The organism is Candidatus Cryptobacteroides sp. (genome assembly GCF_056207615.1).
Genome location: NZ_JBAEER010000147.1, coordinates 1 through 12,133 on the forward strand (window position 1 = coordinate 1; position 12,133 = coordinate 12,133).

The 12,133-nt window shown below is 51.3% G+C and carries 11 protein-coding genes and 5 tRNA genes; 14 read left to right on the forward strand and 2 right to left on the reverse strand.

Going from position 1 to position 12,133, the window contains the following annotated elements; translation table 11 throughout:
- Together AC06ND_RS08500 and AC06ND_RS08505 are read right to left on the reverse strand one after the other, a co-directional pair.
- The coding region (locus AC06ND_RS08500; RefSeq protein ID WP_475678556.1) for an MFS transporter at window positions 1–690 on the reverse strand (690 nt) is incomplete at its 3' end.
- Window positions 690–2,060, reverse strand: coding sequence for an MFS transporter (locus AC06ND_RS08505; RefSeq protein ID WP_475678557.1), 1,371 nt, complete (start codon window positions 2,058–2,060; stop codon window positions 690–692). The genes AC06ND_RS08500 and AC06ND_RS08505, both read right to left, overlap by 1 nt.
- 88 nt (window positions 2,061–2,148) lie before the next feature.
- Here AC06ND_RS08505 and dxs point away from each other — a divergent pair, with 88 nt between their 5' ends.
- The 14 genes from dxs to rpoB all read left to right on the forward strand — a co-directional run.
- Window positions 2,149–4,023 carry a 1-deoxy-D-xylulose-5-phosphate synthase gene (gene dxs / locus AC06ND_RS08510; protein ID WP_475678558.1) on the forward strand — a complete coding sequence of 625 codons (1,875 nt, stop codon included), beginning with the start codon at window positions 2,149–2,151 and terminating at the stop codon, window positions 4,021–4,023.
- Between the two features lie 89 nt (window positions 4,024–4,112).
- A tRNA-Thr gene (locus AC06ND_RS08515) sits at window positions 4,113–4,186 on the forward strand.
- A gap of 20 nt (window positions 4,187–4,206) precedes the next feature.
- Window positions 4,207–4,289: transfer RNA gene (locus tag AC06ND_RS08520), tRNA-Tyr, on the forward strand.
- Window positions 4,290–4,306: 17 nt separating this feature from the next.
- A tRNA-Gly gene (locus tag AC06ND_RS08525) sits at window positions 4,307–4,379 on the forward strand.
- Window positions 4,380–4,394: 15 nt separating this feature from the next.
- Window positions 4,395–4,466, forward strand: a tRNA-Thr gene (locus AC06ND_RS08530).
- A 29-nt stretch (window positions 4,467–4,495) separates the two neighbouring features.
- A complete protein-coding gene (gene tuf, locus AC06ND_RS08535) occupies window positions 4,496–5,683 on the forward strand; it encodes an elongation factor Tu (protein ID WP_475678559.1) in 1,188 nt (395 codons plus the stop codon).
- Between the two features lie 52 nt (window positions 5,684–5,735).
- Window positions 5,736–5,806, forward strand: a tRNA-Trp gene (locus AC06ND_RS08540).
- Window positions 5,807–5,888: 82 nt separating this feature from the next.
- Window positions 5,889–6,077: a preprotein translocase subunit SecE gene (secE, locus tag AC06ND_RS08545; RefSeq protein WP_475678560.1), complete on the forward strand. Its 189-nt coding sequence runs from the start codon at window positions 5,889–5,891 to the stop codon at window positions 6,075–6,077.
- Between the two features lie 15 nt (window positions 6,078–6,092).
- A complete protein-coding gene (nusG, locus tag AC06ND_RS08550) occupies window positions 6,093–6,647 on the forward strand; it encodes a transcription termination/antitermination protein NusG (protein WP_475678561.1) in 555 nt (184 codons plus the stop codon).
- 6 nt (window positions 6,648–6,653) lie between these two features.
- The gene (gene rplK, locus AC06ND_RS08555; protein ID WP_475678562.1) at window positions 6,654–7,097 is read left to right on the forward strand and encodes a 50S ribosomal protein L11; all 444 of its coding nucleotides are present in this window, start codon (window positions 6,654–6,656) and stop codon (window positions 7,095–7,097) included.
- 14 nt (window positions 7,098–7,111) lie between these two features.
- Complete coding sequence (gene rplA / locus AC06ND_RS08560) at window positions 7,112–7,816, forward strand: 50S ribosomal protein L1 (protein ID WP_475678563.1); 705 nt, start codon at window positions 7,112–7,114, stop codon at window positions 7,814–7,816.
- Window positions 7,817–7,828: 12 nt separating this feature from the next.
- Window positions 7,829–8,335 (forward strand): 50S ribosomal protein L10, encoded by a 507-nt coding sequence (gene rplJ / locus AC06ND_RS08565; protein WP_475678564.1) that lies wholly within the window; start codon window positions 7,829–7,831, stop codon window positions 8,333–8,335.
- A 27-nt stretch (window positions 8,336–8,362) separates the two neighbouring features.
- Window positions 8,363–8,734, forward strand: coding sequence for a 50S ribosomal protein L7/L12 (gene rplL, locus AC06ND_RS08570; RefSeq protein WP_475678565.1), 372 nt, complete (start codon window positions 8,363–8,365; stop codon window positions 8,732–8,734).
- A gap of 106 nt (window positions 8,735–8,840) precedes the next feature.
- Window positions 8,841–12,133: DNA-directed RNA polymerase subunit beta (gene rpoB / locus AC06ND_RS08575; protein ID WP_475678566.1), on the forward strand; the 3,293-nt coding region annotated here is incomplete at its 3' end.

The window sequence follows — 12,133 nt, forward strand, 5'->3', positions numbered from 1 at the left end:
GACTTCGCCCCTCTTGTAGGAGATGCCCTTCGCCTTGTCGAACTTTGCGTCGAGAAGGGTGAAGAATACCCATGCGATGCCTCCCATGAGCAGGAGCACAAGACCAACGAGCGCAGGTCGGGATGTGTCTGCCAGGGTGTAGAAGTCCTTCGGAACGCCTACGATGAACGGTGCCGCTATGAGCGCGATGCCGGTGCCCAGCCTTGCGATTGCGAGCTGGAGTCCCATCGCGAGGGACACCCTGCCGCCCTTGAACCACTTGGCGATGGAACGGGTAACGGCGACGCCTGCAATCTCGCTGCCCAGTCCGAAGGTCATCCTTCCGATGCGTCCGAGCGCGATGGCGGTCCCGTCAGGAAGACCGGACGATACCGCATAGTAGGCGAGGGCTGCTCCTCCGACCATCATTCCGAGGAAGATGGATCCCATGATCCTGACGCCGAAGACGTCGAGCAGTATGCCTCCTATGATGAGACCTCCGCAGATGCAGAGCAGGCTGTAGTCTCCGATGAAGTCTCCGAGCATGGCCGAATCCCAGCCGAGCTCGAGGGTCTCAGGATTCTTGAAGAGATGCGATACCGTAGAGAACATGTCGTCGAAGAAATACGACGCGAACATCGGTATCACAAGACAGAAAAGAGCCGCCCAGCAGGCGGCTCCTTCTATTCTGAAGCCTTTCTTTTCAGGCATTATTTCTTAAGGTTAGGCTGCTCGAGACCATATCCCTTCTTCTTGTCCTCAAGCTTGAGGAGAAGAGCGATGACTACGGAGATGATACCGAAGCAAGCGAAGATGATCATACTGTTGGTATAGTCGATGACTCCGTCAGCACCGGTGTTCGCCTGGTTAACCTTACCGATCATGATAGGAACCATTGAGAGGCCGATGTTCTGGATGTAGAAGATCACCGAGTAGGCTGTACCGAGAAGCTTCATAGGGATGATCTTCGGAACTGAAGGCCACATCGCAGAAGGAACGAGACCGAATGCGATTCCGAGGAGTATCATCACGAAGATTGCGAGGATCCAGCTGTTGAGAGGAAGTGCGAAGATCGCGTGTACGGCGGTGAGGATGATACTGCCGATGAGCATGAGGGTCGCACCCTTTCCATACTTGTCATATACGCCGCCGAAGAGAGGGGTGAGGATGATGGTACCGAAAGGAAGCATCGCAGGGATGAGTCCGGCTACGTTCTCGGCTACGCCATACTTGAACACCATGAGCTTGGTGGCGAACTTGAGGAATGGGAACACGCCTGCGTAGAACATGAGGCAGAGCACTGCGATGTACCAGAATCCCTTGTTTACGAAGAGGGTCTTGAGGTCAGCGAACTTGAAGCCCTCCTCAGGGTCAGACTCCATGATTGCGGAAGCTGAAGCGTCCTCCTTCTTGTCCATCACGCAGTATACTATGAAGCTGATCATGCCGATGCAGAGCATTGCTGCGCCGAGTCCTACCGATGCGGAAGCGGCACCCATGTGCTTTGCGAAAGGAAGTGCGAAAGCGAGCGCACCTGCAGTACCGATACGGGCGAGAGCCACCTGAAGACCCATCGCGAGGGCAAGCTCATGGCCTGTGAACCATTTTACGATGACCTTGCTGACGGTGATTCCGGCGATCTCACAACCCACGCCGTAGGTCGCGAATCCAATACATGCCCATATTACCTGCATTCCGTATGTGCCGATGCCGAAAGGAAGGGTGAGGGTACCCTCGAAAGGATGACCAACCGCGTACCATTTGATGAGCGCACCTCCGAACATCAGGGCAGTCGAGAGTATACCGGTGAAGCGGATACCGAACTTGTCGAGGATGATACCTCCGAAGAAGAGGAGGAGAAGGAACACGTTGAAGAATCCATAGGATCCGGAGAAGAATCCGTACTCGTCACTTGACCAGCCGAGACCGCCGTCCGACACCGATGCGGTGAGGAGAGGCTCGAGTGGGGACATCACGTCCGTGAAGAAGTATCCGAACATCATTGTGCAGGATACGATGAGCAGCGCGGTCCACCTTGCGGCAGAGCTGTCGCTGAGCTTTTTGCTGATAGCCTGTGTCATTTTATCTATGATGAATTAATAGCGACTCAATCCTTGCGAAGATAAGCTTTTTATGCGTTTTGTCAAAAAAAGTCTTAACTTAGCACCTATGTATTCATACCTGGATAAGATAGATAATCCGGACGATCTGAAGAAAGTGAATCAGGCTGAACTCGGGCGAGTGTGCTCCGAGCTTCGCGAGTATATGCTCGACTGCTGTTCACGAAATCCGGGCCATGTGGCTTCCAGCCTCTGCTCGGTAGAGATAATCACAGGTCTCCACTACATATACGATACCCCGGCGGACAAGATCGTGTTCGACGTGGGTCATCAGGCCTATGCCCATAAGATCCTTACGGGAAGGCGTGATGCTTTCCGCACGCTTCGTCAGAAGGGCGGACTCAGCGGCTTCCCGAAGATGGACGAGAGCCCGTACGACGCATTCGGCGTCGGACATTCATCCACATCCATATCTGCTGCTCTCGGATATGCCGAGGCTGCGCGAATCAAGGGCGACGGTACGAAGGCCGTGGCCGTGATCGGTGACGGCGCCCTTACCGGAGGCCTCGCTTTTGAAGGCATGAACAATGCCGGCGACAGCCATTCCGACATACTCGTAATTCTCAACGACAACAACCACTCCATCGATGAGGCTCGAGGAGCCATCCATGAGCATCTCCTCCGTCTCACTACCAACCCTTCCTACAACAAGATCAAAGGTAAGGTCTGGGAAAGGATGGGCGACGGCAACGCCAGGAATTTCGTGCACAGGTGGACCAAGGGTCTCAAGTCATACATCGTGAAGAAGTCCGGAGGTGACCTCTTCGAGTCCCTCGGATTCAGATATTTCGGCCCTATCGACGGAAACGATATTCAGCAGGTTGTGGACACCTTGCGTGCCGTGAAGGATCTCAAGGGACCGCGTATCCTGCATTGCGTCACCACCAAGGGCTACGGCTATGCCCCTGCAGAGGCGGATCCGACCGTTTGGCATTCTCCTGGAAAATTCGATCCTGAGACCGGCGAGCGCGTGAAGTCTAGCAAGAGCGCTGACCGTTACCAGGATGTGTTCGGCGAGGTTCTCGTGGATCTGGCAAAGGGCAATGAGAAGATCGTTGGCATTACCCCTGCGATGTCCAGCGGATGCGGAATGAACAGCTTCTCCCAGCAGTTCCCTGAGCGTTTCTTCGATGTCGGAATCGAGGAGGAGCATGCGGTGACTTTCTCTGCCGGTCTCGCGGCTGGCGGACTTCGCCCTGTCTGCAATATCTACTCTTCCTTCTCTCAGAGGGCTTATGACCAGATCATACATGACGTCGCCCTTCAGAACCTTCCTGTAGTGTTCTGCTTCGACAGGGCAGGTGTAGTGGGAGAGGATGGACCTACCCACCACGGAGCGTTCGACATGGCGGCTTACAGGAGCATCCCTAACATGACGGTCGCAGCACCTCGCAACGAGCTTTCGCTTAAGAATATGTTGGGCACTGCGATACGACATGACGGCCCATTTATTATAAGGTATCCGCGCGGAGGCGGAGAAGGTGTCGAGTGGAAGTCCGCTCCTTATGCTGAAGTTCCGGTAGGAAAGGGTGAAAGACTTGTGGAGGGTTCACGTGTTGCGATACTCGGAATCGGACCTGTCTGCAACAGGGCCGTAGAGGCCGCCGAGGCCTTCAAGGCGGAGACCGGTGAGTCTCCTGCCGTATATGACATGAGATATATAAAACCGATAGATACAGACATACTCGCAGAAGTTGCCAAGGGCTATGATTGCGTGATCACGCTGGAGGACGGATGTGCTGCCGGAGGACTCTTCGGAGCTGTCGCAGAGTACCTCGCTTCGTGTGGATCTGCAGTCCGTCTGCGTCACGCGGCAATACCTGACAAGTTCGTCCCTCAGGCAAGCAGGGGCGACCTTCTGAGGGATTGTGGGCTTGATTCAGAGAGCATTTACGGCATGTTGCAGGAAGAAATGAAAAAGTAAAGATTTTTGCGAATTTATTTGCAGAATCAGTTTTTATCTCTATCTTTGCAATCCCTTTCACAAGCATCTCGGTGCAGCCGAAGGAAATTGCCGATATAGCTCAGTTGGCTAGAGCACGTGATTTGTAATCTCGGGGTCGTGGGTTCGACTCCCTCTATCGGCTCCCGAAGTTTGACTTAAATTGGGCAGATACCAGAGTGGCCAAATGGGGCAGACTGTAAATCTGCTGGCTTACGCCTACGGTGGTTCGAATCCATCTCTGCCCACTTTTTTTGTGTTTGTTGCGGAAGTAGCTCAGTTGGTAGAGCACCAGCCTTCCAAGCTGAGGGTCGCGGGTTCGAACCTCGTCTTCCGCTCTAAAGAAAACTAATGCCAGTGTAGCTCAGGGGTAGAGCGCTTCCTTGGTAAGGAAGAGGTCGTGAGTGCAATTCTCACCACCGGCTCTGAAATATAATCATAAACAAATCAGATTATGGCTAAAGAAACCTTTAAAAGAGACAAACCACACGTTAACATTGGTACTATCGGCCATGTTGACCATGGTAAGACTACTTTGACTGCCGCTATCACTACCGTATTGGCAAAGCGCGGCCTTTCAGAAGTAAAGTCATTCGACCAGATCGATAACGCTCCTGAGGAGAAAGAGCGTGGTATCACTATCAACACCGCACACGTTGAGTATCAGACTGAGAAGCGTCACTACGCACACGTAGACTGCCCAGGCCATGCTGACTATGTGAAGAACATGGTTACTGGTGCTGCTCAGATGGATGGTGCTATCCTCGTAGTTGCTGCTACCGATGGTCCTATGCCTCAGACTCGTGAGCACTTCCTTCTCGCTCGCCAGGTGAACGTCCCTAAGATCGTTGTCTTCCTTAACAAGGTAGATATCGTTGACGATCCTGAGATGATCGACCTCGTTGAGATGGAAGTACGTGACCTCCTTTCATTCTACAATTTCGACGGTGACAACGCTCCTGTTATCCGTGGTTCAGCACTTGGTGGACTTAACGGTGATCCTACCTATGAGGAGAAGATCATGGAGCTCATGGACGCTGTTGACGAGTATATTCCGCTTCCTCCACGCGATAACGAGAAGCCATTCCTTATGCCTATCGAGGACATCTTCTCTATCACAGGTCGTGGTACCGTTGCTACCGGTCGTATCGAGACAGGTGTCATCCACACTGGTGACGATGTTGAGATCGTAGGTCTCGGTGAGGAGCCTAAGAAGTCAGTTGTAACTGGTGTCGAGATGTTCCGCAAGATCCTCGATGAGGGTGAGGCTGGTGATAACGTAGGTCTTCTCCTCCGTGGTATCGACAAGAAGGAGATCAAGCGTGGTCAGGTGCTTGCACGTCCAGGTGTCATCCACCCACACACCAAGTTCCAGGCTGAGATTTACGTTCTTAAGAAAGACGAGGGTGGTCGCCACACTCCTTTCAAGAACCACTATCGTCCTCAGTTCTTCCTCCGCACCCTTGACATCACTGGTGAGATCACTCTCCCAGAGGGCGTAGAGATGGTAATGCCTGGTGATAACGTTACTATCACTGTAGAGCTCATCTACCCTGTAGCACTTAACGAGGGTCTCCGTTTCGCAATCCGCGAGGGTGGCCGTACCGTTGGCGCAGGTCAGGTAACCAAGGTTATTGACTAATTTTCAATAAACCATAACAAGGTGGGTGTCGACTACCGGCGCCCACTTTTTTAGGGGAATAGAACAAGGGTAGTTCAGCGGTCTCCAAAACCGTCGATGTGGGTTCGAATCCTGCTTCCCCTGCAAATATCAAAGGTTACGATTTGATAATGTTTAACAGACGTTGCCAACAGCTTCCACCCGGCAATGTCCATTAACAGTAAAGATGAGAAAGTTCATTAACTATCTTAAAGAGTCTTATGTAGAGTTGACCAAGAAGGTTACCTGGCCTACTTGGAGCAAGCTTCAGAGCTCAGCCATTCTCGTGATGGTAGCTTCTGTGATTCTTGCTGTGGTCGTTTTCTGCATGGACTTCTTCTTCCAGAAGCTGATGACGCTGATCTACTCTTTGTAACGTCCCCCTTTAACTATGAGCGAAAGCAACAAGAAGTGGTATGTTCTTAGAGCTGCCGGCGGAAAGGAGAAGAAGGCGAAAGAATATCTCGAGAAAGAAATCGAGCGTTGTGGTCTTCAGGACCTGGTAGACCAGATCCTTATTCCTACTGAAAAAGTATACAAGATCCGAGATGGTAAGAGAGTCTGCACTGAAAGGCTCTTCTATCCCGGCTATGTTCTTATTCAGGCAGATCTCACCGGTGAACTCCAGTACATCATCCGCAATGAGGTTCCTCATATGTCAGGATTCCTCACTGAAAGCAAGGCCGAGAGAAACCCTATGCCTCTTCGTGATGATGAGGTTAAGAGAATTCTTGGTGAGCAGGATGAGAAGACTGAAAACGACAGCGAGACAATCATCGACTACGCGGTAGGCGAAGCTGTGAAGATCACAGATGGACCTTTCGACGGTTTCAATGGAACCGTAGAGGAGGTTGTCGAGGATCGAAGCAAGCTCAAGGTCATGGTTATGATCTTCGGCAGGAAAACCCTGTTGGAACTCAACTTTACACAAGTAACAAAAGAATAACGCATTATGGCAAAAGAAATTGCTGGATTTATCAAACTCCAGATCAAGGCTGGTGCAGCTAATCCATCACCTCCAGTAGGTCCAGCCCTCGGTTCGAAGGGTCTTAATATCATGGATTTCTGCAAGCAGTTCAACGCTCGCACCCAGGATCAGGCTGGTAAGATCCTCCCTGTTGTAATTACTGTTTTCAGTGACAAGTCATTCAGCTTCGAGGTTAAGCAGCCACCTGTAGCCATCCAGCTCAAGGAAGCAGCTAAGATCCAGACTGCATCAGCAGAACCAAACAGAAAGAAAGTCGCTACCATCACCTGGGATCAGGTAAAGGCTATCGCCGAAGTTAAGATGCCTGACCTCAATTGCTTCACTATCAAGTCTGCAATGTCAATGGTTGCTGGTACCGCAAGAAGTATGGGTATCAAGGTCGAAGGCGAAATGCCAGCTGATCTCTAAAATTTCACACGCATATGGCTAAACTTACAAAGAACCAGAAAGCAGTTGCCGGCAAGGTCGACGCTGCTAACCAGTATAAGCTCAGCGAGGCGTGCGAACTTCTCAAGGAGATCACCTTCACCAAGTTCGACTCTTCAGTTGAGGTTCACATGAACCTTGGCGTTGACCCTCGTAAGGCTAACCAGATGATCCGTGGCGTCGTTACCCTTCCTAACGGAACCGGTAAGACCGTACGCGTCCTCGTTCTCTGTACTCCTGACAAGGAGGAAGAGGCAAAGGCAGCAGGTGCTGACTATGTAGGTCTCGACAACTATATCGAGCAGATCAAGGGCGGTTGGACTGACGTAGACGTTATCATCTGTACTCCTTCAGTAATGGCAAAGATCGGTGCTATCGGCCGTATCCTCGGTCCTCGCGGTCTCATGCCTAACCCTAAGACCGGCACCGTTACCATGGAGGTCGGCACGGCTGTCAAGGTAGTTAAGGCAGGTAAGATTGACTTCAAGGTTGATAAGACCGGTATTATCCACGCTGCAGTAGGTAAGGCATCTTTCACTCCTGCACAGATCGAGGAGAATGCTCTCGCTCTCATCAACGAGGTCCTCAAGCTCAAGCCACAGACTCTCAAAGGTACATATCTTAAGGGAATATCAATCTGCACAACCATGAGCCGTGGTATCCATGTGGATATCAAGTCTCTCAACGGTGCTGAAAAATAAAGTTCAAATATTATGAGAAAGGAAGAAAAAGTTCAGATACTTGAATCGATTTCAGCACAGCTCCAGGAGTATCCTAATTTCTACATTACCGATATCTCTGGTCTCAATGCTGAGCAGACTTCAAAGCTCCGTCGTGAGTGCTTCGAGAGAGGTATCCTCCTCTCTGTAGTCAAGAACACCCTCTTCAGCAAGGGTATCGATGCAATGGGTAATGAGGACGCTGCTGCTGTAAAGCCAGCTCTCGAGGGCCCAACCGCTATCATGTACACCACCGTAGCCAACGCTCCTGCTAAGCTCATCAAGAAGATGCAGGACGACGGTATGGAGAAGCCAGTCCTCAAGGCTGCTTACCTCGTTGAGAGTGGTGCATATGTAGGTGCAGAGCATCTCAACACCCTCGTAAACATCAAGTCTCGCGAGGAGATGATCGCCGACATCGTTCTCATGCTCCAGCAGGCTGCTGGTCAGAAGATCGCCGGTCTCCTCAAGACTATGGAAGAGAAGAAATCAGAAGAATAATATTAACAATCTTAAAAATAAATCATTATGGCAGACATCAAAGTTCTTGCAGAAGAGTTGGTTAACCTTACTGTAAAGGAAGTTCAGGAACTCGCACAGGTCCTCAAGGAGGAGTACGGTATCGAGCCTGCAGTAGCACAGGTAGCAGTAGCAGGTCCTGCAGCAGCAGCTGCAGAGGCTGAGCAGACTGAGTTCAACGTTATCCTCAAGTCAGCTGGTCAGGCTAAGCTCCAGGTCGTTAAGGCCGTTAAGGAGGCTGCTGGTCTCGGTCTTAAGGAAGCTAAGGATCTCGTTGACAAGGCTCCAGATGCTATCATCAAGGAGAAGGTCAGCAAGGCTGAGGCTGAGGCTCTCAAGGCCGCTCTCGAAGAGGCTGGTGCTGAGGTTGAGATTAAGTAATTTCGCCTCACCCCTGACTATCGGGGTTTGAAATTCAGGTTTAGGGTCAAATAGGCCCTAAACCTTTTTCTCGTAAAAAAGTATTTATTACAATACAAGGCAGAAAATGTCAAATAAGACTACAGCAAAGCGTATATCTTTCGCTTCCTCAAAGATTCTCCTTGAATATCCTGACCTCCTCGAGGTGCAGTTGAAGTCATTCCAGGACTTCTTCCAGCTCGACACTACTCCTGAGAACAGGCGTAATGAGGGTCTCTATCAGGTTTTCCAGGAGATCTTCCCTATCGAAGATACGAGGAACAATTATAAGCTCGAATTCATCGACTATTTCATCGATCCGCCACAGTATTCGATCGAAGAGTGTCTTGAGAGAGGCCTTACCTACAACGTGCCTCTCAAGGCAAAACTCCGCCTTTCATGCAGTGATCCTGAGCACGAGGACTTTGAGACCAAGGTGCAGGATGTATACCTCGGTAACATCCCTTACATGACCCCTGGTGGTACTTTCGTCATCACCGGTTCAGAGCGTATCATCGTATCACAGCTCCATAGATCCCCTGGTGTATTCTTCGGCCAGAGCCTCCATGCGAATGGAACCAAGCTCTATTCTGCCCGAATCATCCCATTCAAGGGTTCATGGATCGAGTTCGCTACTGACATCAACAACGTCATGTATGCGTACATCGACCGTAAGAAGAAACTTCCTGTCACCACCCTTCTCCGTGCTATCGGATTCGGCGGCGACAAGGACATCATTGATATATATGGCCTTGCTGACGAAGTCGAGGCAAATGCTGAGACTCTCAGCCAGTTCCAGGGCAGGAAGCTCGCCGCTAAGGTGCTCAAGACCTGGATCGAGGACTTCGTTGACGAGGACACAGGAGAGGTTATCCCTGTCGAGAGAACCGAGGCTATCGTAGAGCGCGGTGAGATCCTTGACGAGGAGACCATCGCCAAGCTTACTGAGACAGAAGATGTCAAGAGCATCCTTCTCCAGAAGGAAGAGGCCGACGCTAAGGAGTATGAGATCATCTTCAATACTCTCCAGAAGGACCCTACCAACACGGAGACCGAGGCTATCAACTATATCTACAAACAGCTCCGTAATTCAGAACCACCTGATGAGGCGACTGCACGTGACGTCATCGACAAGCTCTTCTTCTCTGAGAAGAGGTACGACCTCGGTGATGTCGGAAGATATCGTCTCAACAAGAAGCTCTCTCTCGATATCGCTGATGACGTTAAGGTCCTCACCAGGACAGACATCGTTTCTATTATCGGTTTCCTCGTACGCCTCATCAACGAGAAGGCAAACGTGGATGATATCGACCATTTGAGCAACAGGCGTATCAGAACCGTAGGTGAGCAGCTCGCTAACCAGTTCAGCGTAGGTCTTTCACGTATGGCAAGGACCATCCGTGAGAGGATGAACGTACGCGACAGTGAGCAGTTTGTACCTACCGATCTCATCAATGCGAAGACCCTTTCATCTGTGATCAACTCTTTCTTCGGAACGAGCCAGCTCTCACAGTTCATGGATCAGACCAACCCGCTTTCTGAGATCACCCACAAGCGTCGTCTTTCCGCTCTCGGTCCTGGCGGTCTTTCACGAGACAGAGCAGGTTTCGAGGTGCGAGACGTACACTATACCCACTATGGTCGTCTCTGTCCTATCGAGACTCCTGAGGGTCCTAACATCGGTCTTATCTCATCTCTCTGCGTATACGCGAGGATCAATGATCTCGGCTTCATCGAGACTCCATACCGCAAGGTGGAGAACGGTAGGGTCGACCTCAGCTCCGAGGGATGGAAATATATGAGCGCTGAAGAGGAGGAGGGTCAGACCATCTCCCTCGCAAAGATCAACCTCGATGAGGATGGAAACATGCTCGACGAGAGAATCCAGTGCCGTCTCGAGGCAGACTTCCCTGTCGTATCGAAGGAGGAAGTGAACTACATGGATGTTGCTCCTAACCAGATCGCATCAGTCGCAGCTTCACTCATCCCATTCCTCGAGCATGACGATGCCCACCGTGCATTGATGGGTGCCAACATGATGAGGCAGGCAGTTCCGCTCCTTAACCCAGAGTCACCTATCGTAGGTACCGGTCTCGAGGAGAGGGTCTGCATCGATTCAAGGACTCAGGTCATCGCTACCCGCAAGGGTGAGGTCGTTTACGTGGATGCAAACGAGATCCATGTGAAGTATGACCGCACTGAGGACGAGAAGTTCGTAAGCTTCACTCCAGAGGTGACCGTATACAAGCTCCCTATCTACCGTAGGACCAACCAGAGCACCACTATCCTCCTCAAGCCTATCGTCCGCAAGGGCCAGATCGTTGAGAAGGGTCAGGTACTTACCGAGGGTTATGCAACCCAGAACGGTGAGCTCGCACTCGGAAGGAACCTCAAGGTTGCATTCATGCCTTGGAAGGGTTACAACTACGAGGACGCGATCGTGCTTTCAGAGTCAATGGTACGTTGGGACATCCTTACTTCAGTACACGTAGACGAGTACATCACTGAGGTCCGTGACACCAAGCGTGGTGCCGAGGAGCTCACTTCAGATATCCCTAACGTCAGCGAGGACGCTACCAAGGACCTCGGAGAAGACGGTATCATCCGCGTCGGTGCACACATCGAGCCAGGTGATATCATGATCGGTAAGATCACACCTAAGGGCGAGAGCGATCCTTCACCAGAGGAGAAGCTCCTCCGTGCCATCTTCGGCGACAAGGCCGGTGAGGTTAAGGATGCTTCACTCAAGGCTAACCCTTCACTCAGCGGTACCATCATCAAGACTGCCCTCTATTCTAAGGCTGTCAAGGATACCAAGAGAGGTGCCAAGGTCGAGCTTAAGGCTAAGCTTGACAAGGCAGAGGAAGATTTCCAGCTCGAGGTCGGCAAGGTATTCAACACCATGCTCGAGAAGCTCGCAGTTCTTGTCAACGGCAAGAAGAGCGCAGGCATCAGCGACCTCTACGGCGTCGAGATCATCGCCAAGGGCAAGACCATCACTGCTGACGACCTCAGGAGCATCGACTACCTCAATATCAACACTGCAAAGTGGACCTCTGACAAGGCTACCAACGCTCTCGTCAAGGACATCATCAACAACTTCTGCATCGCACGCAAGGAGGTTGAGGCAAGATACAAGAGGGCTGTCGACAAGATCAAGATCGGTGATGATCTTCCTAACGGAGTCATGAAGCTCGCTAAGGTATACGTAGCTAAGAAGAGAAAGATCACTGTCGGTGACAAGATGGCCGGCCGCCACGGTAACAAGGGTATCGTTGCAAAGGTCGTTCGCGCAGAGGACATGCCATTCCTCGAGGATGGTACTCCAGTCGACATCGTGCTCAACCCTCTTGGTGTGCCTTCACGAATGAACCTCGGTCA